Origin of the sequence: Antarcticimicrobium luteum (genome assembly GCF_004358185.1) — a bacterium.
Taxonomy (GTDB): Bacteria; Pseudomonadota; Alphaproteobacteria; order Rhodobacterales; family Rhodobacteraceae; genus Antarcticimicrobium; species Antarcticimicrobium luteum.
In genome coordinates this window covers 38,212-58,630 of sequence record NZ_SMUV01000071.1, presented here as the reverse complement: position 1 = coordinate 58,630, position 20,419 = coordinate 38,212, and the positions used below count along the sequence as shown (strand labels likewise).

Below are 20,419 nucleotides of genomic sequence, written 5' to 3'. Positions count from 1 at the left end.
GGCCGGGCAGGAACGAGGACCGATGCGATGACACGTTGTCTTGTCACTGGCGCGGGCCTGCGGTTGGGTCGCGCGATGGCGCTTTACATGGCCCGGCGCGGCTATGACGTGGCGGTGCACTACGCCGCCTCCGGCGCGGCGGCCGAGGCCACCGCCGAGGAGATCCGGGCGCTGGGCCGGGACGCGGTCACGCTGCCAGCGGATCTTCTGCACGAGGAACACACCGCCGAGTTGCTGCCGCGCGCGGCCGAAGCGTTGGGCGGGTCGATCACCTGCCTGATCAACAACGCCTCGATCTTCGAATACGACACCATTTCCACCGCCACCCGGAACAGCTGGGACCGGCATATGGAAAGCAACCTCCGCGCCCCCTTCGTGCTGACCCAGGCGATGGCGGCGCAGGAGCTGGCACCGGCCCACGACGCGGCCGGAGAGCCGATCGCCGCCGGGCTGATCGTCAACATGATCGACCAGCGGGTGCGCAAGCTGACGCCGGAATTCATGACCTACACCATCGCCAAGATGGGGCTCTGGGCGATGACCCGCACCACCGCCCAGGCACTGGCCCCGGCGATCCGGGTAAACGCGATCGGGCCCGGCCCCACCTTGCAGGGCCACCGCCAGTCCGAGGCGCATTTCGCCGCGCAACGGGCCAATACCGTCTCCGGCCGCGGCGCCAGTCCGGCGGACATCACCGCCGCGTTGGGGTATTTCCTGGACGCGCCGGCGGTGACCGGCCAACTGATTTGCGTCGATGGCGGCCAGCATCTGGGCTGGCAAACCCCCGATGTCCTTGGGCCCGAATAAGTTCCGCCAGGTCAAAGTTTTGCACGGTTCACAGAGGCGTCATCAAAGCGTTACAAAAACCCCTTTGTTTTCATTGGCTTGGCGATTGATGCAAAAATTCCTTTTGTTTTCAGTCTGTTGCGAGAGTGCCTAAATTTTAGGCAAACCAAGGAACCCCCCATGGGACAATGGAATTTTCCCCGTCGCCGGAAGTTATCTGCAGGCTTATCCACAACTTTGGTGGATTTGTTTTCTCTTGAAATCGCCCGGATCAGATTGCAGGCGGCGGCAGAGAATCATAATTCTCGAATATGAGCGAGCCCACCGACCCCGCCGTCCAGCCGCAGCTGACAGGCTATGCCTGCATCCAGAGCTATCTCAAGACCCTTGACGGATCGCCCGGGGTCTACCGGATGCTCGATGCCCAGGCGCGGGTGCTCTATGTCGGCAAGGCCCGCAATCTGCGGGCCCGGGTTTCGAATTATGCGCGGCCCAGCGGACATACCCCGCGGATCGACCGCATGATCCGTGAAACCGCCTCGATGATGTTCCTGACGACGCGGACCGAGACCGAGGCGCTGCTGCTTGAACAGAACCTGATCAAACAACTCAAGCCGAAATACAATGTGCTGCTGCGCGACGACAAAAGCTTTCCCAATATCCTTGTCGCCAGGGATCATGCCTTTCCCCAGATCAAGAAGCACCGCGGCGCGAAAAAGGAGAAGGGCAGCTATTTCGGCCCCTTCGCCAGCGCCGGCGCGGTCAACCGGACGCTCAATCAGCTGCAAAAGGCGTTCCTGCTGCGCAACTGCTCGGACGCGATGTTCGCCAGCCGCACGCGGCCTTGCCTGCTGTACCAGATCAAGCGGTGTTCCGGCCCCTGCGTCGGGCTGATTTCCGAGGCGGACTATGCCGACAGCGTCCGCGACGCCGAACGCTTCCTTTCGGGCCGCTCGACCAGGATTCAGGAAGAGCTGGCAGACCAGATGCAGGCGGCCTCCGACGCGATGGAATTCGAACGCGCCGCCGGGCTGCGCGACCGGATCCGCGCCCTGACCAGCGTGCAGACGGCGCAGGGCATCAACCCGCGCGGCGTGACCGAGGCCGACGTGATCGCGCTGCACATGGAGGGCGGGCAGGCCTGTGTGCAGGTGTTCTTCATCCGCGCCAACCAGAACTGGGGCAACCGCGATTTCTACCCCCGCGTGGGCGCAGACGTCTCGTCGGCCGAGGTGATGGAGGCCTTTCTCGGCCAGTTCTACGACAACAAGGAGCCGCCCCGGCAGCTGATCCTGTCCGACGCCATCGAGAACGCCGACCTGATGACCCAGGCGCTGTGCGACAAGGCCGGTCGCAGGGTCGAGCTGCTGGTGCCCCAGCGCGGCGAAAAGGCCGAGCTGGTCTCCGGCGCGCTGCGCAACGCCCGCGAAAGCCTGGCCCGCCGCATGGCCGAAAGCGCCACACAGACCCGGCTGCTGCAGGGGCTGGCCGACGCCTTTGGGCTGGACGGTCCGCCGCAACGGATCGAGGTCTACGATAACTCGCACATCCAGGGCACCAACGCGGTGGGCGGAATGATCGTGGCCGGCCCGGACGGGTTCATGAAGAACAGCTATCGCAAGTTCAACATCCGCGGCGACGATCTGACCCCCGGCGACGACTTCGGCATGATGAAAGAGGTGCTGGCACGCCGCTTCACCCGCCTGCTGAAAGAGGATCCCGACCGCGACAAGGGGCTCTGGCCCGACCTGCTGCTGATCGATGGCGGCGCCGGACAGGTCAGCGCGGTCTATCAGATCATGGAGGAATACGGGGTCGAGGATATTCCGATGGTCGGCGTCGCCAAGGGCATCGATCGCGACCACGGCAAGGAGGAGTTTCACCGACCCGGCGAATCGGTCTTTGCGCTGCGCCGCAACGACCCGGTACTCTATTTCGTCCAGCGCCTGCGCGACGAGGCCCACCGCTTTGCCATCGGCACCCACCGCGCCAAGCGCGCCAAGGCGGTCAGCGCCACGCCGCTGGACGACATCGCCGGGGTGGGGGCGACCCGCAAACGCGCCCTGCTGGCCCATTTCGGCAGCGCCAAGGCGGTCAGCCGCGCCAATCTGGCCGATCTCAAGGCGGTCGAGGGGATTTCGGACTCGATGGCCGAAACGATTTACGATTTCTTTCACGACCGGGGCTGACCGTTCCCGGCCTCTTTCACTTTCAGATACGCCCGCCGGCGGCATCTGCCCGAAGCGGGCAGAATTCTGTTGCGCCCCGCTTCCACATTCCAGACCTCCGGTATAGGGTCCGGAAATGCGTTGGAACGTGCCCAATATCCTGACCCTGCTTCGGCTTCTGGCGGCGCCAGGCCTGGCTGTCATGTTCCTTTATTTTTCCCGCCCTTATGCCGACTGGTACGCGCTGGTGCTGTTCGTCGGCGCGGCGGTGACCGACTGGTTCGACGGCTATCTTGCGCGGGCCTGGAAACAGGAAACCAAGATGGGCGCGATGCTCGATCCCATCGCCGACAAGGCGATGGTGGTGATCGCACTGATGATCCTGGTGGGCTACGCGGCCAAGCACTGGACGCCCTGGCTGGTGCTGCCGGCGACGGTGATCCTGTTCCGCGAGGTGTTCGTTTCGGGACTGCGCGAGTTTCTCGGCGATACCGCCGGCACGCTCAGGGTCACCAAACTCGCCAAATGGAAGACCACGGCGCAGATGATCGCCATCGCCACCCTTTTCTCGCAGGGCATTTTCGAACATCATCTGGTGATGAATTCCTGGGGCATGGACGAGGCGCTGTTGCAGCGGATTCTGAACGGCGAGGTCGAGGATCTGCACAGGCTGCGTCTGATGTACGAGGGCATGATCTGGTCGGGGCGCGCCGGGCTGTGGCTGCTGTGGATCGCGGCGGCGCTGACATTGATCACCGGCCTCGATTACCTACGTAAGGCATTGCCGCATCTGAGGGAGACGCGCTGATGGAGGTTCTGTATTTCGCCTGGGTCCGCGAACGGATCGGCCTGCCGCGCGAACGGGTCGAGACCGAGGCCGCCACCGTCGCCGATCTGGTCGCGGAACTGCGCGCCCGCGAAGAGCGTTATGAAGCCGCCTTCGCCGATCTCTCGGCGCTGCGCGTCGCGCTCGATCAGGAACTTGCGGAGTTCGACGCGCCGCTCGAGGGTGTGCGCGAGGTGGCCTTTTTCCCGCCGATGACGGGGGGCTGAGCCATGCGGATTTCGGTTCAGACCGCCCCCTTCGATCTGGGCGAGGAGGCCAATGCCTTTGCCGCCGGCGTCGCCGGTGCCGGGGCCGTCGTCACCTTCACCGGCGTCGTCCGCGATCTGCCCGGCGGCGGCTTGCAGGCGATGGAGATCGAGCATTACCCGGGCATGACCGAAAAGGCGATCGGCGACATCGCGCAGCAGGCCGCCGGGCGCTGGTCGCTGGCCGATGTGCTGGTGATCCACCGCTACGGGCGGCTGGCGCCGGGCGCACCGATCATGATGGTCGCCACCGCGGCCCCGCACCGCAAGGACGCCTTCGAGGCCGCCGAATACCTGATGGACTACCTCAAATCCCGGGCGCCGTTCTGGAAAAAGGAACTCACGGCCGAGGGGGCCGACTGGGTCGCCGCCAAGGACGCGGATGAAGACGCTCTGCACCGCTGGTGAGGCGGAACGATGAAGCGATGCCCGCTGTCCGTTCGCCCCGCCCGCGCGGATGATCGCGACACGCTGCGCGCCCTGCACTGCGCCGGCTTCGGGCCTGAAGAGGGGCCGGTGATCGCCGATCTGGTCGGGGCCCTGCTGGACGATCCCACGGCCGCGCCGCGGCTGTCGCTGCTGGCCGAACATGCCGGCCAGCCGCTGGGGCATATCCTGTTCACGCGTGCCACGCTCGCGCCCGATCCGGGCGGGACAGAGGCGCGGTTGCTTTGCCCGCTCGCCGTGCGCCCCGACGCGCAGGGCACCGGCGTCGGCGGCAGGCTGATCCGCGACGGGCTGGCGCGGCTGCGGCAGGCGGGGGCCGGGCTGGTCTTTGTTCTCGGCCATCCGGGGTATTATCCGCGCCACGGGTTCCGCCCCTGCCGCGCGGTGGCCGCGCCCTATCCGATCCCGGCTCGGCACGCCGACGCCTGGATGGCGCAGGAGTTGACCCCCGGTGCACTGGAAAGTGCCGCGGGCAGTACCCTCGGCTGCGCCGCGGCGATCGACCGGGCAGAGTACTGGAGCGAATGACGAAGCGTGCGGCGCGGCCCTATTTCGCCCGGCTGACCTGCGCGCGCAGCTCTTCGGCCTCCTGGCGCACATCGCGCAGCCCGTCCATCGCGGCCTTCAGCTCGGCCTCGGTCTGCGCAAGCTGATTGCTCAACTCCGCTTCGCGCTGCTGCAGATAGGTGATCGCCTGATCGCGGGTTTCCTCGGCCTCGTGCAGCTCCTGGCTCATCCGGTCCAGGTCCGCGACGTCGCTCTGCTTCACGCGGGTGAACCGGTGCAGCAGCCAATGGGCAAACCAGCCGACGACAAAGGCGATGAACAGGATGATCGCCGTGGTGATGATGAACTCGGTTCTGTTCATTCGCTTTTCTCCCCGCTGGTGCCGGCCGCTTCGTCCTTCGGCGCCGTCTCAGGCGCTGCGCCGGTCGCATCGCCACGCGCCTCGGCCGTTTCGGCGTCCGCGTCTTCAGAAGGCGCCGCCGTTTCCGGGTTGTCGCTACCCGCCTCACCAGCGCCGGCCTCACCGGTGCCAGTGTCTTCCGCATCCGGCTGCCCGGTGGCGACTTCGGTGCCGGTCCCGTTGCCGGTCCCGTTGTCGGCCCCATTGTCGGTTCCGGTGTCGGTTCCGGCGCCCGTCTCGGTCCCGGACGCCTCCGCCGCGACCGGGGTTTCCTCGGCAACCGCGTCGAGCGTGCTTTCCTCTTCCGCCGTCGGCGCCGGCCGGATCAGCCGGAACTCGATCCGGCGGTTGGCCTCGCGCCCCTCTTCGGTGTCATTGGGGGCGATCGGGCGGTTCTCGCCATAGCCCACCGCGACAAAGCTCGAGGTCAGCACCCGCCGCGCGCGCAGCTCGTTCAGCACCGACTGCGCCCGGGCCTGGCTCAACTTGAGGTTCATCTCCTCGCGGCCCTGGCTGTCGGTGTGGCCCTGGATCTCCAGCCGGATCTCCCTGCACTCGGTCAGAATGTCGGCGATCCGGTTCATGATATCCTGCGACGCCGCCGCGATGGTGGCCGATCCGGGCTCGAAGGTGATCTTGCCGTCCTTCTGCACCACGCTCAGACGGCGCTCGCATTCCTCGGGGTCCGGGGTGGTATCGACCGGCTCGGGCGGCGCGCGATAGGTGATGTCGAGGGTGAAATTCTCGGCCTCGCCCAGCTTGTCCGAGAGCAGCCTGGCGATCTCGGCGCTGGCGTCCTGCTCATGGGAAACGCCGGTCAGCTGCACCGCATCGGGCAGCACGGTGACGACGCCGTTGGCCAGTCTCGACAGCGCCTCAAGCCCGGCCAGCACCCGCACCGGCCAGTCTGCCGGCAGCCCCTCGACCACCCGGGCGGCGGTATAGACGCTTTCCGATCCGAACCGCGCCCGGGCATAGCTGTCGGCCATGCGCCGCAGGTTGTCGTCGCTCAGCCGCCCGCGCAGCTGCACCAGCCCCTCGGGGCTGCGGGTGGCGACGAACTCGGGCGGCCCGCCGGCCCCCTCATCCTTGGGCGCCGGCAGCACCGCATGCAACGCAAAGACCTCCGGCAGGGCGTTTTCCAGCTCGCCCACCGCCTCGTCGAACAGTCCCTCATTGGTGCCCTGGGCGGCCACCAGGGTAATATCGGCATCGGCAAAGGTGACCGACCCCGCGCCCAGTTTCGCCAGCGCGGCCAGGCTTAGCTCGGCGGCGCGCGCCCAGTTGGGCGACGGAACGCCCATGCCGATGGTACAGCTCGCCTCGCCGGTCAGCCCGGCGGCGCGGGCGGCGGTCAGGATGCGGTCGCGCGCGGCCTCGGTCTCGGCCGAACAGGCGTCGAACCGCCCGCCCGTCTCGTCGATGATATAGCGCAGCGAGAACGGCGTAATCACCGGCCGCGGCGCGGCGATCTCGAGCCCCAGTCGCAGTCCCGGCGGGGCGGCGCGGTTCAGCTTGCGTTCCAGTGCCTTCTTCGCCTCGCGGCTGTCGGCGATGGCGGTGATCTTGACCTGTCCGGCGCTGACCGACACTTTCGAGCGCGGCAATTCGGCCAGCGCGACCACGGCGAACTGCAACGCCTCGTCCCAGCCCTCGGGCACCGGGTAATCGGCGCTCTCCAGCAGGTCGGCCACCTTTTCGGCGCCGGCGATGCCGGTCAGCTGCTCGACCAGGTCGGCGCGGTCGGTGGCGGCGGGCACCAGCCCGATGATCGAGATGCCGCTGTCATTGCGCAGCACCTCTGCCGAGAACCGCGGCGGCGTCAGGTCGGCGGTGGGGGCGATTCCCATCTGGTCGATGACGCGGGCGGCGTCGACCACGGTGGCGGCCACGGTGATGGCGTTAAACCGCGTGGCCTCGTCCGGCGCGGTGCCGCTCAGTGTCACCCGCAGCCCGTCGGCCTCGACCTCGGTCCAGTGATGCCCGGCGCCGTCCAGCGATTGGCGCACCCCGATTTCCGTCGACTCCTCCACCGCGGTTACCGCGAACCCTGCCGCGACAAGGCTCAGAATGGCGGCGGCGAAAAAGGCCAGGCCGACGGCGAACAGTGAGGATAGGCGCATCAACGGATCGGTCTTCTGCTTTTTGGGGTGCCGTTGTCATAACGCCGGGGCTGCCCGGGTGCAATCATGCCAGCACCGCGGCCAGAAAGAAGATGAGCGGAATCAAGCCGGTGTCGCGGTTGGCCCGGAACAGACGAAGCAATGTGGGATTGTCGTCCGGGTCGAACCGGCGCAATTGCCAGCCCATGTGCAGGCCCATCGCGCAGGGGCCGGCCAGCGCCACCGCCAGCGCCGCGCCCGTGCCGCGCGGCGCCGCCGCCGCGACCACCGCCAGCGCCAACAGCGCCACCGTCAGCAGCTGAAACGCCCGCAACCACTGCGGGCTGGCCTCGCCGAAGAGGCGCGCGGTGGACTTCACCCCGATCAGCGCGTCGTCCTCGGCATCCTGGTGGGCATAGATGGTGTCGTAGAACAGCGTCCAGCAGATCCCGGCGACATAGAGGATCACCGGCGCCCAGTGCAGCGATCCGGTATGCGCCGCCCAGGCCAGCAGCGCGCCCCAGTTGAAGGCGAGGCCCAGAAACACCTGCGGCCACCAGGTGAACCGCTTGGCAAAGGGGTAGATCGCCACCGGCAGCAGCGACAGAAAGCCCAGCGCGATGGCGGCGGCGTTGAAGGTCAGCAGGATCGCAAAGGCCACCAGCGCCTGCGCGCCCATATAGGCCAGCGCCTGTTTCACGCTGACCTGCCCCGAGGGGATCGGGCGCGAGCGGGTGCGCTCGACGCTGCCGTCGATGTCGCGGTCGGTGATGTCGTTCCAGGTGCAGCCGGCCCCGCGCATCAGCCAGGCGCCGAGGCCGCAGCCGATGAAGATCCACAGATCCTCCCACCTCGGCGACTGGTCCCAGAGCATCCCCAGCGCCAGCCCCCACCAGCACGGCAGCAACAGCAGCCAGGTGCCGATCGGCCGGTCGGCGCGGCTCAGCCGCAGATAGGGCCGCGTCGCCTCCGGCGCCAGCCGGTCCACCCAGTTGCCGCGCACCGCATCGGCCACCTGTCCGCTGGCGGTCGCATCTGGCGTAGGGCTCTGAGGTTGCATATGTAGTCTCGCATGAAGGCAAAGGTCAGGCTGTATGTAGAGCACCCGCTGGGGGCGGGGCAATCGGTTCCTCTGACGCGGGAACAGGCGCATTACCTCTTCGGGGTGATGCGGCTGGGCGCGGGCGACGCGGTGGCGCTGTTCAACGGGCGCGACGGCGAATGGCTGGCCGAGGTGGCCGAGGCGGGCAAGCGCGGCGGCACGCTCGCCTGCGCCGAACAGAGCAAACCCTTGCAGATGCCGCCAGACCTCTGGCTGCTGTTCGCGCCGATCAAAAAGGCGCGCACCGATTTCATCGTCGAAAAGGCGGCCGAGATGGGGGCGGCCAAGATCATCCCGGTGCAGACCGATTTCACCAACTCCGAACGCATCCGCCAGGACCGGCTCCAGGCCCATGCCATCGAGGCGGCAGAGCAATGCGGCGGCACCTATGTTCCCGAGGTGACCGACCTGCAAAAGCTCGACCGCCTGCTGGCCAACTGGCCCGAGGACCGCCACCTGATGTTCTGCGACGAGGCCGAGGCCGGCGCGACCGGTGGGCTGACCGGCGCCGCCCCCGGCCCCTGGGCGATCCTGATCGGACCCGAGGGCGGCTTTTCGGAAGCAGAGCGCAGCCGCCTGACCGCCCTGCCGCAGGCCCGCGTGGTGGCGCTGGGCCCCCGCATCCTGCGCGCAGATACCGCCGCCGTGGCCGCAATGACCCTCTGGCAGCAGGCGCTGGGGGACTGGCGATGAGCTTCATCCGCCCCGAGGCCCGCGCGGCGCTGCACCGCTGGCGCGAGGCGCTGACCGGCGCCGCCCTGGTGGCGCTGGGCCTCTACTGGGCGCTGGTGACGGGCGGGCTGCTGGGTTGGATCGGCTGGCTGCTGATCCCCGCCGGCGCCGGCATCGCGGTTATCGGGGTGCAGCGCGCCCGGTTCCGCGCCACAGGTCCGGGCAGGGGGCAGGGCCCCGGCGTGGTGCTGGTGGACGAGGGCGAGATCACCTATATGGGCCCGCTTTCCGGCGGCTCGGTCTCGGTCCCGGATCTGGAACGGCTGGTGCTCGATCCCTCCGCCCGGCCGGCCCATTGGGTGCTGGAGGAGCCGGGCCGTCCGATCCTGCATATCCCTGTCAACGCCGAGGGCGCGTCGGCGCTGTTCGATGTCTTCGCCGCCCTGCCGGGCCTGCGCACCGAACGGATGCTGGCCGAGCTGAACCGCGGCGGCGCTCATGCGGTTGTGATCTGGGAACGCCGGCCCCTGCGCCCCGCGCACCAAAGGCTGCATTGACAGTCCCGCCATTTCGCCGCACCACTGCCCCCCGGAAACGAGAGCAAAGCAGCAGCGGAGTGCGCGAATGTCCATCCCCCAGTCCGGCGGCGGCCCGATCGAACGGCATGAACAACTGGCCGAATACCTGGCCGACGGCTGCAAGCCGAAATCGGACTGGCGCATCGGCACCGAGCACGAGAAGTTCGGCTATTGCAAGGACACCCACAAACCGCTGCCCTTTGACGGCCAGCGGTCGATCCGCGCCGTGCTTGAAGGGCTGCGCGACCGCTATGGCTGGGCCGAGGTCCGCGAGGGCGGCCACCTGATCGGGCTTGAAAAGGACGGCGCCAACGTGTCGCTGGAACCCGGCGGGGCGCTGGAGCTGTCCGGCGCGCCGCTGGAGACCATCCATCAGACCTGCGATGAGGTGAACGAGCATCTGCGCGAGGTCAAGGATATCGCCGACGAGATCGGCGTCGGCTTCATCGGGCTGGGCGCCGCGCCGATCTGGACCCATGACCAGATGCCGCTGATGCCCAAGGGCCGCTACAAGCTGATGAACGCCTATATGGACAAGGTCGGCACCACCGGCACGACCATGATGCGGCGCACCTGCACGGTGCAGGTGAACCTCGATTTCGGCTCCGAGGCGGACATGGTGCAGAAAATGCGGGTCGCCATTGCGCTGCAACCCGTCGCGACCGCGCTGTTCGCCAATTCGCCGTTTTTCGAGGGCAAGCCCAACGGCATGAAATCCTACCGCTCCTGGGTCTGGCAGCATCTGGACCCGGCCCGCACCGGCATGGTGCCCTTTGTCTTTGACCAGGGCTTCGGGTTCGAGGCCTGGGTCGAGTACATGCTCGATGTGCCGATGTATTTCGTCTACCGGGACGGGCAGTATATCGACGCGCTGGGCCAGTCGTTCCGCGATTTCCTCAAGGGCGAGCTGCCGGCGCTGCCGGGCGAGAAACCCACGCTCAGCGACTGGGCCGATCACCTGACCACCGCCTTTCCAGAGGCGCGGCTGAAGAAATTCATCGAGATGCGCGGTGCCGACGGCGGCCCCTGGCGCAGGCTCTGCGCGCTGCCGGCCTTCTGGGTCGGGCTGACCTACGATCAGGGCGCGCTGGACGCCGCCTGGGATCTGGTCAAGGGCTGGGACACCGAGACCCGCGAGGCCTGGCGCCTGGGCGCGGCCCGGGACGGCCTTCAGGCCGAGGTCGGCGGCCGCCGGATGAACGATCTTGCGGTGCAGGTGCTGGAAATCGCCCGCTCGGGGCTGAAGGCGCGCGCGCGCCCCGGTCTGGGCGGCATGGTGCAGGACGAACGCCATTTCCTGCACGCGCTGGAGGACAGCGTCGAAACCGGCATGACCCCGGCCGACGAGCTTCTGGAACAGTACAACGGCGACTGGAATGGCGACCTCGACCGGATCTACGAGGCTTTCGCCTACTGATCCGCCCCGCCGGGCCGGGCGCTCCGACGCCAGTGGTGACATAGGGCCCGATCCGGGCCACACTGTCGCCGATGTCGGAGTTCCGGAAGGGGAGAGTGTGGCATGAGACAGGCGAAATGGGGCCGCCGTGCGGTCATGGGCGGGCTGGTGGCGGGGCTTGCCATGCTGGCGCCGCCGCTGGCGGCGCAGTCGATTTCCGGCGGCTACCGCGCCGAGGGGCGCAACCCCGACGGCTCGGCCTATCGCGGCACCGTCACGATCCGCGAGGAGGGCGGCATGGTCTATGTCTCCTGGCGCGTCGGCAACCAAAGCTATAATGGCACCGGCACCCGCAACGGCGATATCATCTGGGTCGATTGGGGCAGCAATTATCCGGTGGTTTACGTCCGCATGCCCAGCGGCGAGCTGCACGGTACCTGGGGAAACGGCACCGCGCTGGAACGGCTGATCCCCTGAGGCACGGCCGGGGTGCGACCGGGCCCGTCGCCCGGATCGCGCCGCCGCTATTTCTGTCCGATCTTCGGTTCGGTTCCGGCACGGATGCGGGTGATATTGGCCCGGTGGCGCCAGAACACCAGCAGGGTCAGCGCCGCCCCCGGCACAAACGCCTCGCCATATCCCAGCGCGATCGCCCAGGGGGTCGAGGCCGCCGCCGCCGCCAGCGCCCCCATCGAGGAGATCCGGCTGAGCAGCGCCGCGCTCAGCCAGGTCAGGCAGCAGGCGATCCCCACCGGCCAGGCCAGCGCCAGCCAGAGCCCCAGAAAGGTGGCCACACCCTTGCCGCCCCTGAATCCCAGCCAGACCGGATAGCAGTGGCCGATAAAGACGGCGAACCCCGCCAGCATCACCGCATCCTCCGCCGCAAAGGCCCGCGCCAGCAGCACCGCCGCCGCCCCCTTGCCGCCGTCGAGCACCAGCGTCAGCGCGGCGGCCGTCTTGTTGCCGGTGCGCAGCACGTTGGTGGCGCCGATATTGCCCGAGCCGATCTCGCGCAGATTGCCCAGCCCCATGATCCGCGCCAGCACCATGCCGAAGGGGATCGCGCCCAGTCCGTAGCCGATCACGGCCCACAGGATCAGCGTCGCGGCGGTGGATGTGATCTCCGGCATCAGTCCCTCCGATAGACGGGTGCGCCGCCCACATAGGTCGCCAGCACGCGGCCCTGCATCCGTCCGCCGTCGAATGGCGTGTTCTTGGATTTCGAGCGCAGCGTAAAGCGGTCCAGCACAAAGGGCGCATCGGGATCGAACAGCACCAGATCCGCCGGGGCGCCCTCACTCAGCCGCCCGCATGAAAGCCCCAGACGTTTCGCCGGGTTCAGGCTCATGGCGCGGAACAGGGTCGGCAGGTCCAGATCGCCCGCATGGTAAAGTCGCATCGCCGCCGGCAGCAGCGTCTCCAGCCCCACCGCGCCGCTCGCCGCCTCCTCGAAGGGGAGCCGCTTGCTCTCCTCGTCCTGCGGCGTGTGCATCGAGCAGATCACATCGATCAGCCCGCTGCGCACCGCCTCGATCACCGCCTGCCGGTCGTCCTCGGCCCGCAGCGGCGGCTTCAGCTTGAAGAAGGTGCGGTAGTCGGCGACGTCGAATTCGTTCAGCGTCAGGTGATGGATGCCGACGCCGGCGGTGATGTCGAGCCCGTTGGCCTTGGCCCGCTCCAGCGCCGGCAGCGCCCGGGCGGTGGTGATCTGGTCGGCGTGATAGCGCGCCCCGGTCATCTCCAGCAGCGCGATGTCGCGGTCGAGCCCCATCCGCTCGGCCATCGGCGTGACGGAGGGCAGCCCGCGCAGGCTGGCGAATTTTCCGCTGGTGGCCGCCGCGCCGTCCGACAACCCCGGCTCCTGCGGGTGGCCGATCACCAGCGCCCCCAGTGCCCGGGCATAGCTCAGCGCGCGCGACAGCACCTTGGTGTCGGCGACCACATGGTCGCAATCGGTAAAGGCCACCGCGCCGGCATCCATCAGAAAGCCGATCTCGGTCATCTCGCGGCCCGCGCGCGCCTTGGTCAGCGCCGCCATCGGCACCACGTTCACCGGGGCGTCCGCCTGTGCCCGGCGGGTGACGAATTCCAGCGTCTCGGGGCTGTCGATGGTGGGATTGGTGTCGGGCCTGGTGACGATGGTCGTCACCCCGCCCGCCGCCGCCGCCAGCCCGGCGCTGCGATAGCTTTCCTTGTGCCGCTCGCCCGGCTCGCAGACCTTGACGCCCAGATCGACGATCCCGGGCGCGAGGCATTTGCCGCCGCAATCGACGACGGTCACGTCCTCTTCGGACAGGCCCACCTCCTGGCCCTGCGCCACGATCCGCCCGCCGCGCACCAGCAGAGCGCCGAGCGCGTCGGTGCCGGCCTCGGGGTCGATCAGACGGGCGTTGGTGAAAAGAAGATCGCTCATGCCGCTGCCTTTCTGATGGCCGCCACGGTGGCATCCGGGTCGGCCTGATACTTGATCAGGTGCTTGTCCCCGCCGCAGGTGATGACCTGTACAAAACTGCCCATTTTCCGTACGGTTTCGATCTGGTTCAGCGGCACCCGCCGCCCGCCGGGGCCGGTCAGCGCGCCGTCGCTCACCTCCCAGACCGCCGCCAGTTCCTCCGAGGCCAGATACCAGCCCCGCACCCCGATCGCCGCCAGGCCCGCCACCGCGCCTGTCCAGACATGCGCGTTGCCCATCGCCCAGAGCAATGCCATCGCCCCCGCCATGGCCAGTGCCGCCAGCCAGGCGTTGGTGCGCAGATAGGCGGTGCGGTCGGCGGTGAAACGCTGCTCTGCCATCAGACCGCCACCGCCCAGATCAGCAGCGCGATCAGGATCATCACAACCGCGAACAGCCCGCCGCCGATGCGCCGCGCCCGCGCCCGCGCCGCCCGCGGAGCGGAGCGCGGGGCCGAATAGGGCTCGGCGCTGGCGCTGCGGACCGGTTCGGCCCGCCAGTCGGTGTCCGGTTCGTCATAGCTGGCGATCAGCCGGACCTCGGGGTCCGGTGCCAGCACGGCGGCCGCGCCTTGGAACGCGCGGCTGCGCAGAACCAGAACGTATCCCTCCAGCCCCTCCAGCAGGGCGCGATCCGGCAGGATCTGCTCTTCGGTCAGCCCGCAGCCCTCGGTCAGATACCCGGTCAGCCCCAGACCCTCCAGATCGGCAATGCGGATCACGTCGATCTGCGCCGGGTCCAGCCCGGCCAGCCCCAGCACCTGATCGGCGGCGCCCGGCTCGCGCAGGAACTCGGCCTGTTCCGGCCGCATGTCGAGTGCGAAGACGCGGATGCGTCCATGTTCCCCCTCCGGCACGATCAGCGCGTCGCCGCTCATACCGCCGCCCCCGTCGCAAGGTTGCGCGCCAGAAGCTCCATCGCCGCCATGCGTACGGCGACGCCCATCTCGACCTGATCCTGGATCACGCTGCGGTTGATGTCGTCGGCCAGCGTGCCGTCGATCTCGACGCCCCGGTTCATCGGGCCGGGATGCATCACGATGGCGTCCGGTTTGGCCAGCGCCAGTTTCTCCGCATCCAGCCCGTAGCGGTGATAATATTCCCGCTCAGAGGGGATGAAACCGCCGTCCATCCGTTCCTTCTGAAGCCGCAGCATCATCACCACGTCCACGTCCTTCAGGCCCGCGCGCATGTCGTCAAAGACCTCGACCCCGAACTCGGCGATGCCCGACGGCATCAGCGTCGGCGGACCGATCAGGCGGATGCGGTTTTCCATCTTGCCCAGCAGCAGGATGTTCGACCGCGCCACCCGGCTATGGGCGATGTCGCCGCAGATGGCGATGTTCAGCCGGTGCAGCCGCCCCTTGGCCCGGCGGATGGTCAGCGCGTCCAGCAGCGCCTGGGTCGGGTGTTCGTGGCGCCCGTCGCCGGCGTTCAGCACCGCGCAGTTGACCTTCTGCGCCAGCAGGTCCACCGCGCCCGAATGCGGGTGGCGCACCACCAGCAGGTCGGGATGCATCGCGTTCAGCGTCATCGCGGTGTCGATCAGGGTCTCGCCCTTTTTGATCGAGCTGGCCTGCATCGCCATGTTCATCACATCGGCGCCCAGTCGCTTGCCCGCCAGTTCGAAACTGGCCTGGGTGCGGGTGGAGTTCTCGAAGAACATGTTGATCTGGGTGAGTCCCGCCAGCACATCGGCATGTTTGTCCGATTGGCGGTTCAGCGCGACATAGGTCTCGGCCAGGTCCAGGATCGTGGTTATTTCCTGCGGCTGGAGCGGTTCGATCCCCAGAAGGTGGCGGTGTGCAAAGGTCATGCGGGCGGCGCTCCGGCTTGCTGCTGGCCTGCTTATAGAAAGCCGGGGCAGGCGGGGCAACATCGCGTGCGCCCCGCCGGTCCGGTCGCCGGCGGTTCAGCCGCCATTCCGTCGCCAATCAGTCCGCGCGCGGCCCGCATTTCTTTTCGGGCCGGCATTCCTGATCGGCCTCGCACCAATATCCGCCGCCGCAATAGGTCTTGCCGGCGGGATAACAGTGGTCGTCGCCGCCGCATTCCTCGTCCGGGTCGCAGACCAGCCCGCTGTCGCAGAGCTTGGCGCCCGGTTCGGAGCACTTGCCGCCCTGCAGGCAGATCGAGTCTCTGGGGCAGATCTGGCCCCCTTTGCAGAGCTTCATGTCGGGTTTCGAGCATTTGTTGTCCGGCAGGCACAGCGTGCGCGGCGGGCAGACGCCGCCATCCTCGCAAAGCACCGCGCCGGGTTCCGAACAGCGCCCCTCGCTCAGGCAGATGGTATCCCCGGGGCAGGTGGTGCCGCTGGGACAGACCTTGTGCCCCTCGGGCGCGCAGCCGCCACCCGGCAGGCATTCGCGGCCCGGCGCGCAGACGCTGTTGCTCTCGCAGAGCGTGGCGCCGGGGGCCGAGCACTTGCCGCCCTTGAGACAGATCTCGTCCTCGCCGCAGATCTGGCCGCCGGCACATTTCTTTGCCCCCGGTTCGGAACAGCCGCCGCCCGGCAAGCACAGCCGGCCCGGCCCGCACACCTTGTTGTCGTCGCACAGCGTCGCGCCGGGATCGGAGCATTTGCCGCCCTTCAGGCAGATCGTGTCCTTGGGGCAGGTGCTGCCGCCGGCACAGACCTTGTGTCCCTCCGGCGCACAGCCGCCGCCGGGAATGCACTGACGGCTGGGCGGGCAGATCTTGCCGTCGTCGCATTTCTCCGCGCCCGGTTCCGAGCAGCGCCCGCCCTTGAGGCAGAACGTTCCCTTGGGGCAGGAGGTGCCGCCCTCGCACAGCTTGTGCCCGGGGGGCGAGCATTTCTTGCCCGGCAGACAGACGGTGTCGGGCGGGCAGATCACGCCGCTGCTGCATTTCACCGCATCGGGCTTGGAGCATTTGCCGCCCGCCAGGCAATAGCTGCGCGGCGGGCAACTTTTGCCGTAACCGCAATCGACGCGGTCCTTCTGGACGCAGCCGCCGCCCTTGGAGCATTTTTGCGCCGGGGTGCAGATGTCTCCGCTGGAGCATTTGGTCGATCCGGGGGCCGAACACTTGCGGTTGCCCAGGCAAAAGGTGCCACCCTTGCAGTAGACACCATTGCCGCAGTCGTCGGTGCCGACCGGCACGCAGCCGCGCCCGCGCGAGCAGGTGTAGCCGGGGTTGCAGATGCTGCCGCTGGAGCATTTGACCGCGCCGATCTGCGAACAGCCGCCACCGCTAAGGCAATAGGCCCCCGGCTTGCAGTAGGATCCGCCGCCGCAGTCCAGTACGTTGTTCGGCACGCAGCCGCCGCCCGAGGCGCATTTGTTGCCCGGGTTGCAGATCGACCCGTCGCGGCACTGGATGGCCCCCACCGCCGAGCAGCGATTGCCGGTCAGGCAATAGGCGCCGGGGTTGCACCAGCGGCCGCGGCCGCAATCGACCTTGCCGCGGGGAATGCAGCCGCCGCCGCGCGAACAAAGGGACCCCGGCGCGCAGCTGTTGCCGCGACCGCAATAGCTGTAGCCGGGGCGGATGCACCATTGCCCGTCGCGGGCGCAGCCCCAGCCGTTCGGGCAGCAATAGGTGCCGCCGCCGCAATAGCCCTGACCCGGCGGGCAGTCGAACTGATAGCCGCCGTCCGAGATCCGCAGCAGGCGCGCCGCGCCGGTATTGCCGGGCGCCTGCGGCATCGGCGGCAGCAGGGCGGCAGGGTCGGTCCGGACCGGTTCGGCCGGTGCGGCATTGCGGATCAGATCGACAACCGGAACGACCTCTGCCTCCGCCTCGGCCGCGTTCCCGGTGGTCCGGAGGGCCGGCGCCTTCTCGATCTGGCCTGCGGCGGTGCTGCGGGCGAGGTCATAGAGCTTTTTCAGGATCGGTCCCGGTTCGGCTTGCAGTGGTGCCGCCAGCCCGACGACCAGAATCAGGAGGGCGGACAGAGAGAACAACGGTGCGAATATCGCCGATCGCCGGGCCGGCAATTGGATCTGCATGGTCTGTCCTCCCCTTCGTGTCGGCCCCATGTTTTTGGGTAATCTTTCCCGGCACAAGGATTTTTGCCCCCCGTACCGGCAAAATGCGCTGCGCTATGCGCTTTTTCGGCACCGGTTTCGGCGCTAGGGTCCGGGCTATGGAATCGCAGATCGACTATCATACGGCCCGCGCGCTGCTGGAATGGCAGGTGGAGCTGGGGGCGACGGACGCGGTGGGCGATACGCCGGTCAACCGCTATGAGTTGCCGGACAAGGCGGCGCCCGCGCTCAAGGCGCCGGGCGCGGCACCGGCGGCAGTCGCCGCCAATGCCCCTGCCAGTGCCGCCGCCGCCTCAGGTCCCGCGCCGGCGCCGGCGCTCGACCCGGTGGCTGTGGCGCGCGCCGCCGCCGAGGGCGCGGGTACGCTGGAGGCGCTGCGCGCCGCCATGGAGGCGTTCGGCCACTGCGAGTTGAAGAAGGGCGCGAGAAATCTGGTGTTTTCCGACGGTGTGCCGGGCGCGCCGGTGATGATCATCGGCGAGGCGCCGGGCCGCGACGAGGACCGCGAGGGGCGCCCCTTTGTCGGCCGCGCCGGGCAGTTGCTCGACCGGATGCTGGCGGCGATCGGGATGTCGCGGCAGCAGAACGTCTATATCACCAACGTGCTGCCCTGGCGGCCGCCGCAGAACCGCGATCCGCGCCCGGACGAGATCGCCATGCTGAAACCGTTCCTGGAGCGGCACGTGGCGCTGGCCAACCCACGGGTGATCGTGCTGATGGGCAACATCAGTTGTCAGGCGGTCCTGGGCAGGCGCGGCATCACCCGGCTGCGCGGAACCTGGGATCAGGCTCTGGACAAACCGGTGCTGCCGATGTTCCACCCGGCCTATCTGCTGCGCCAGCCCTCGGCCAAGCGGCAGGCCTGGGCCGATCTGCTCGAGCTGCAGGCCAGGCTCAGGGAGTGTTGAGAGTCGATGAAAATCCTGGCCTTTTCCGATCTGCATCTGGCCCGCCGCGCGGCGGCGGACCTTGTCAGCCACAGCGCCGGGGCCGATCTGGTGATCGGCGCGGGGGATTTCTGCAATGCCCGTCAGGGGCTCGATCAGGCGATGGAGCTGCTCTCGGGCATCGCCGCGCCGATGGTGATGGTGCCCGGCAACGCCGAAAGCGCGGATGAGCTGCGCGCCGCCGTGCGGCCCGGCACCACCGTGCTGCATGGGCAGGCAGCTGAAATCGGCGGCCTGCGCCTGTTCGGCCTGGGCGGCGGGGTGCCGCCGACCCCTTTTGGCGCCTGGTCCTGGGATCTGACCGAAGAGGCGGCGGCAGCGCTGCTGGCGCCCTGCGACGGGGCCGACATCCTGATTACCCATTCGCCGCCCAAGGGTGTGGCGGACTGCACCTCGCAGGGGCAGTCGGTGGGCTCGGCGGCGATCCGTGCCGCGATCGGGCGGATTCAGCCCAGGCTGGCGCTGTGCGGCCATATCCATGACTGCTGGGGCGAGCGGGGCCGGATCGGGGGCTCCGAGGTGGCCAATCTGGGGCCGGCGGGCGCCTGGTTCGAGATCGGCGCATGATGGATCCCCTGATACTCCTGACCTTTGTTCCCGCCGCGCTGGCGCTGAACCTCACGCCCGGAGCCGACATGATGTTCTGCCTCGGACAGGGGCTGCGCTCGGGGCGCGGCCCGGCGGTGGCGGCCAGCGCCGGGATCGCCGCGGGCGGCATGGTTCACGTGACGCTGGCCGGGCTGGGACTGGGCGCGGCGGTGGCGGCGCTGCCCTGGCTGTTCGATGTGATCCGCTGGGCCGGGGTGGCCTATCTGCTCTACCTCGCCTGGGGGGCCTGGCGCAGCGGACCGGCGCGCGACGGCGCCCCGCCGGTTCCGGCATCGCGGGCCTTTCGCGCGGGATTCGTGGTCAACCTGACCAATCCCAAGGTGATCCTCTTCGTGCTGGCCTTCATCCCGCAATTCGTCACCCCGCAGGCCGGGCCGGTGCTGGCCCAGTTCCTGATCTTTGGCGCGGTGCTCTCGCTGGGCGGGTTCGTGGTCAACGCGCTCGTCGGCCTCTTTGCCGGGCAGGCGGGGGAGCGGCTTTTCGCCTCGCCGCGCGTCTCGCTCTGGCTGGGCCGGCTTTCGGGCGGCATATTCGCGGCGCTGGCCCTGCGCCTCGCCATTCTCGAAAGGACCTGAATGCCATGTCGCGTATCGACGAAACCAAGGACTTCATCCCGGTCCGCATCGCGGTGCTGACCGTCTCGGACTCGCGCAGCCTGGACCAGGACCGCTCCGGCCAGGTGCTGGTCGACCGCATCGCGGCGGCGGGCCACACCCTGGCCGACCGCAGGATCCTGCCGGACGAGCGCGACCAGATCGCCGCGCAGCTGCGCACCTGGGTGGCCGATCCCGAGGTCGATGTGGTAATCTCGACCGGTGGCACCGGGCTGACCGGCCGCGACGTGACGGTCGAGGCGCACCGCGATGTCTACGAGAAAGAGATCGAGGCATTCGGCACCGTCTTCACCATCGTTTCGATGCAAAAGATCGGCACCAGCGCGGTGCAGTCGCGCGCCACCGGCGGGGTCGCGGGGGGCACATACCTGTTTGCCCTGCCGGGCAGCCCCGGCGCCTGCAAGGACGGCTGGGACGAAATCCTGTCGCTGCAACTCGATTACCGTCACCGGCCCTGCAATTTCGTCGAGATTTTTCCGCGTCTGACCGAACATCAGCGACGGAAGTAGCGCGGGACGGCGTATAACATCCCGGTTAT

General features: G+C 68.4%; 23 protein-coding genes. 14 read left to right on the top strand and 9 right to left on the bottom strand.

The window, feature by feature from the left end; genetic code table 11:
- Positions 1 to 27: 27 nt before the first annotated feature.
- The 6 genes from E1832_RS16025 to E1832_RS16000 all read left to right on the top strand — a co-directional run bounded on the left by E1832_RS16025 (position 28) and on the right by E1832_RS16000 (position 5,021).
- On the top strand, positions 28 to 807 hold the full coding sequence (locus E1832_RS16025) for an SDR family oxidoreductase (protein WP_133360784.1): 780 nt from the start codon (positions 28 to 30) through the stop codon (positions 805 to 807).
- Between the two features lie 290 nt (positions 808 to 1,097).
- Positions 1,098 to 2,975 carry an excinuclease ABC subunit UvrC gene (uvrC, locus tag E1832_RS16020; protein ID WP_133360783.1) on the top strand — a complete coding sequence of 626 codons (1,878 nt, stop codon included), beginning with the start codon at positions 1,098 to 1,100 and terminating at the stop codon, positions 2,973 to 2,975.
- Between the two features lie 115 nt (positions 2,976 to 3,090).
- Positions 3,091 to 3,762: a CDP-diacylglycerol--glycerol-3-phosphate 3-phosphatidyltransferase gene (gene pgsA / locus E1832_RS16015; protein ID WP_133360782.1), complete on the top strand. Its 672-nt coding sequence runs from the start codon at positions 3,091 to 3,093 to the stop codon at positions 3,760 to 3,762.
- The gene (gene moaD / locus E1832_RS16010) at positions 3,762 to 4,007 is read left to right on the top strand and encodes a molybdopterin converting factor subunit 1 (RefSeq protein WP_133360781.1); all 246 of its coding nucleotides are present in this window, start codon (positions 3,762 to 3,764) and stop codon (positions 4,005 to 4,007) included. The genes pgsA and moaD overlap by 1 nt, the downstream gene beginning before the upstream one ends.
- Positions 4,008 to 4,010: 3 nt before the next feature.
- Positions 4,011 to 4,454: a molybdenum cofactor biosynthesis protein MoaE gene (locus tag E1832_RS16005; protein ID WP_133360780.1), complete on the top strand. Its 444-nt coding sequence runs from the start codon at positions 4,011 to 4,013 to the stop codon at positions 4,452 to 4,454.
- Between the two features lie 9 nt (positions 4,455 to 4,463).
- Positions 4,464 to 5,021, top strand: coding sequence for a GNAT family N-acetyltransferase (locus E1832_RS16000; protein ID WP_133360779.1), 558 nt, complete (start codon positions 4,464 to 4,466; stop codon positions 5,019 to 5,021).
- Between the two features lie 19 nt (positions 5,022 to 5,040).
- Here the strand turns inward: E1832_RS16000 and E1832_RS15995 are convergent, their stop codons facing one another.
- The 3 genes from E1832_RS15995 to ubiA all read right to left on the bottom strand — a co-directional run bounded on the left by E1832_RS15995 (position 5,041) and on the right by ubiA (position 8,562).
- Positions 5,041 to 5,361: a hypothetical protein gene (locus tag E1832_RS15995; protein ID WP_133360778.1), complete on the bottom strand. Its 321-nt coding sequence runs from the start codon at positions 5,359 to 5,361 to the stop codon at positions 5,041 to 5,043.
- Complete coding sequence (locus E1832_RS15990; RefSeq protein ID WP_133360777.1) at positions 5,358 to 7,523, bottom strand: OmpA family protein; 2,166 nt, start codon at positions 7,521 to 7,523, stop codon at positions 5,358 to 5,360. Before E1832_RS15990 ends, E1832_RS15995 begins: the two co-directional genes overlap by 4 nt.
- Positions 7,524 to 7,587: 64 nt before the next feature.
- A complete protein-coding gene (gene ubiA / locus E1832_RS15985; protein ID WP_133360776.1) occupies positions 7,588 to 8,562 on the bottom strand; it encodes a 4-hydroxybenzoate octaprenyltransferase in 975 nt (324 codons plus the stop codon).
- Between the two features lie 12 nt (positions 8,563 to 8,574).
- On the opposite strand from ubiA, the gene E1832_RS15980 reads away from it, so the two are divergent.
- The 4 genes from E1832_RS15980 to lfb1 all read left to right on the top strand — a co-directional run bounded on the left by E1832_RS15980 (position 8,575) and on the right by lfb1 (position 11,727).
- Positions 8,575 to 9,297: a 16S rRNA (uracil(1498)-N(3))-methyltransferase gene (locus tag E1832_RS15980; RefSeq protein ID WP_133360775.1), complete on the top strand. Its 723-nt coding sequence runs from the start codon at positions 8,575 to 8,577 to the stop codon at positions 9,295 to 9,297.
- A complete protein-coding gene (locus tag E1832_RS15975) occupies positions 9,294 to 9,833 on the top strand; it encodes a hypothetical protein (RefSeq protein WP_133360774.1) in 540 nt (179 codons plus the stop codon). The genes E1832_RS15980 and E1832_RS15975 overlap by 4 nt, the downstream gene beginning before the upstream one ends.
- A gap of 67 nt (positions 9,834 to 9,900) precedes the next feature.
- Entirely contained in the window at positions 9,901 to 11,271 is a 1,371-nt protein-coding gene (locus E1832_RS15970; RefSeq protein WP_133360773.1) for a glutamate--cysteine ligase, read from the top strand.
- Between the two features lie 102 nt (positions 11,272 to 11,373).
- On the top strand, positions 11,374 to 11,727 hold the full coding sequence (lfb1, locus tag E1832_RS15965) for an LIC10280 family protein (RefSeq protein WP_133360772.1): 354 nt from the start codon (positions 11,374 to 11,376) through the stop codon (positions 11,725 to 11,727).
- Positions 11,728 to 11,774: 47 nt separating this feature from the next.
- Here the strand turns inward: lfb1 and plsY are convergent, their stop codons facing one another.
- The 6 genes from plsY to E1832_RS15935 form a co-directional block, all read right to left on the bottom strand.
- Complete coding sequence (gene plsY / locus E1832_RS15960; RefSeq protein ID WP_133360771.1) at positions 11,775 to 12,380, bottom strand: glycerol-3-phosphate 1-O-acyltransferase PlsY; 606 nt, start codon at positions 12,378 to 12,380, stop codon at positions 11,775 to 11,777.
- The gene (gene pyrC / locus E1832_RS15955) at positions 12,380 to 13,663 is read right to left on the bottom strand and encodes a dihydroorotase (protein WP_133360770.1); all 1,284 of its coding nucleotides are present in this window, start codon (positions 13,661 to 13,663) and stop codon (positions 12,380 to 12,382) included. The genes plsY and pyrC overlap by 1 nt, the downstream gene beginning before the upstream one ends.
- The gene (locus tag E1832_RS15950; protein ID WP_133360769.1) at positions 13,660 to 14,043 is read right to left on the bottom strand and encodes a hypothetical protein; all 384 of its coding nucleotides are present in this window, start codon (positions 14,041 to 14,043) and stop codon (positions 13,660 to 13,662) included. The genes pyrC and E1832_RS15950 overlap by 4 nt, the downstream gene beginning before the upstream one ends.
- The gene (locus E1832_RS15945) at positions 14,043 to 14,579 is read right to left on the bottom strand and encodes a hypothetical protein (protein WP_133360768.1); all 537 of its coding nucleotides are present in this window, start codon (positions 14,577 to 14,579) and stop codon (positions 14,043 to 14,045) included. Before E1832_RS15945 ends, E1832_RS15950 begins: the two co-directional genes overlap by 1 nt.
- Entirely contained in the window at positions 14,576 to 15,517 is a 942-nt protein-coding gene (locus E1832_RS15940; protein WP_133360767.1) for an aspartate carbamoyltransferase catalytic subunit, read from the bottom strand. The genes E1832_RS15945 and E1832_RS15940 overlap by 4 nt, the downstream gene beginning before the upstream one ends.
- 118 nt (positions 15,518 to 15,635) lie before the next feature.
- Positions 15,636 to 17,672, bottom strand: coding sequence for a hypothetical protein (locus E1832_RS15935; RefSeq protein WP_133360766.1), 2,037 nt, complete (start codon positions 17,670 to 17,672; stop codon positions 15,636 to 15,638).
- A gap of 137 nt (positions 17,673 to 17,809) precedes the next feature.
- Between E1832_RS15935 and E1832_RS15930 the strand changes: the two genes are divergently transcribed.
- The 4 genes from E1832_RS15930 to moaB are packed head-to-tail and all read left to right on the top strand — an operon-like array spanning position 17,810 to position 20,390.
- Entirely contained in the window at positions 17,810 to 18,619 is an 810-nt protein-coding gene (locus E1832_RS15930; RefSeq protein WP_133360765.1) for a uracil-DNA glycosylase, read from the top strand.
- A 6-nt stretch (positions 18,620 to 18,625) separates the two neighbouring features.
- Positions 18,626 to 19,225 carry a metallophosphoesterase family protein gene (locus E1832_RS15925; protein ID WP_133360764.1) on the top strand — a complete coding sequence of 200 codons (600 nt, stop codon included), beginning with the start codon at positions 18,626 to 18,628 and terminating at the stop codon, positions 19,223 to 19,225.
- Positions 19,222 to 19,842, top strand: coding sequence for a LysE family translocator (locus tag E1832_RS15920; protein ID WP_133360763.1), 621 nt, complete (start codon positions 19,222 to 19,224; stop codon positions 19,840 to 19,842). The genes E1832_RS15925 and E1832_RS15920 overlap by 4 nt, the downstream gene beginning before the upstream one ends.
- Before the next feature lie 5 nt (positions 19,843 to 19,847).
- Positions 19,848 to 20,390 carry a molybdenum cofactor biosynthesis protein B gene (gene moaB, locus E1832_RS15915; RefSeq protein ID WP_133360762.1) on the top strand — a complete coding sequence of 181 codons (543 nt, stop codon included), beginning with the start codon at positions 19,848 to 19,850 and terminating at the stop codon, positions 20,388 to 20,390.
- Positions 20,391 to 20,419 lie beyond the last annotated feature (29 nt).

Coding starts and splice junctions, on each gene's coding strand:
- E1832_RS15920 (WP_133360763.1), top strand. CDS start 19,222: ATGATGGATCCCCTGATACTCCTGACCTTTGTTCCCGCCGCGCTGGCG.
- pgsA (WP_133360782.1), top strand. CDS start 3,091: ATGCGTTGGAACGTGCCCAATATCCTGACCCTGCTTCGGCTTCTGGCG.
- plsY (WP_133360771.1), bottom strand. CDS start 12,380: ATGCCGGAGATCACATCCACCGCCGCGACGCTGATCCTGTGGGCCGTG.
- E1832_RS15930 (WP_133360765.1), top strand. CDS start 17,810: ATGGAATCGCAGATCGACTATCATACGGCCCGCGCGCTGCTGGAATGG.
- ubiA (WP_133360776.1), bottom strand. CDS start 8,562: ATGCAACCTCAGAGCCCTACGCCAGATGCGACCGCCAGCGGACAGGTG.
- E1832_RS15980 (WP_133360775.1), top strand. CDS start 8,575: ATGAAGGCAAAGGTCAGGCTGTATGTAGAGCACCCGCTGGGGGCGGGG.
- E1832_RS15975 (WP_133360774.1), top strand. CDS start 9,294: ATGAGCTTCATCCGCCCCGAGGCCCGCGCGGCGCTGCACCGCTGGCGC.
- moaD (WP_133360781.1), top strand. CDS start 3,762: ATGGAGGTTCTGTATTTCGCCTGGGTCCGCGAACGGATCGGCCTGCCG.
- E1832_RS15950 (WP_133360769.1), bottom strand. CDS start 14,043: ATGGCAGAGCAGCGTTTCACCGCCGACCGCACCGCCTATCTGCGCACC.
- uvrC (WP_133360783.1), top strand. CDS start 1,098: ATGAGCGAGCCCACCGACCCCGCCGTCCAGCCGCAGCTGACAGGCTAT.
- E1832_RS16025 (WP_133360784.1), top strand. CDS start 28: ATGACACGTTGTCTTGTCACTGGCGCGGGCCTGCGGTTGGGTCGCGCG.
- E1832_RS15970 (WP_133360773.1), top strand. CDS start 9,901: ATGTCCATCCCCCAGTCCGGCGGCGGCCCGATCGAACGGCATGAACAA.
- E1832_RS15945 (WP_133360768.1), bottom strand. CDS start 14,579: ATGAGCGGCGACGCGCTGATCGTGCCGGAGGGGGAACATGGACGCATC.
- E1832_RS15935 (WP_133360766.1), bottom strand. CDS start 17,672: ATGCAGATCCAATTGCCGGCCCGGCGATCGGCGATATTCGCACCGTTG.
- E1832_RS16005 (WP_133360780.1), top strand. CDS start 4,011: ATGCGGATTTCGGTTCAGACCGCCCCCTTCGATCTGGGCGAGGAGGCC.
- moaB (WP_133360762.1), top strand. CDS start 19,848: ATGTCGCGTATCGACGAAACCAAGGACTTCATCCCGGTCCGCATCGCG.
- E1832_RS16000 (WP_133360779.1), top strand. CDS start 4,464: ATGAAGCGATGCCCGCTGTCCGTTCGCCCCGCCCGCGCGGATGATCGC.
- E1832_RS15990 (WP_133360777.1), bottom strand. CDS start 7,523: ATGCGCCTATCCTCACTGTTCGCCGTCGGCCTGGCCTTTTTCGCCGCC.
- E1832_RS15925 (WP_133360764.1), top strand. CDS start 18,626: ATGAAAATCCTGGCCTTTTCCGATCTGCATCTGGCCCGCCGCGCGGCG.
- lfb1 (WP_133360772.1), top strand. CDS start 11,374: ATGAGACAGGCGAAATGGGGCCGCCGTGCGGTCATGGGCGGGCTGGTG.
- E1832_RS15995 (WP_133360778.1), bottom strand. CDS start 5,361: ATGAACAGAACCGAGTTCATCATCACCACGGCGATCATCCTGTTCATC.
- E1832_RS15940 (WP_133360767.1), bottom strand. CDS start 15,517: ATGACCTTTGCACACCGCCACCTTCTGGGGATCGAACCGCTCCAGCCG.
- pyrC (WP_133360770.1), bottom strand. CDS start 13,663: ATGAGCGATCTTCTTTTCACCAACGCCCGTCTGATCGACCCCGAGGCC.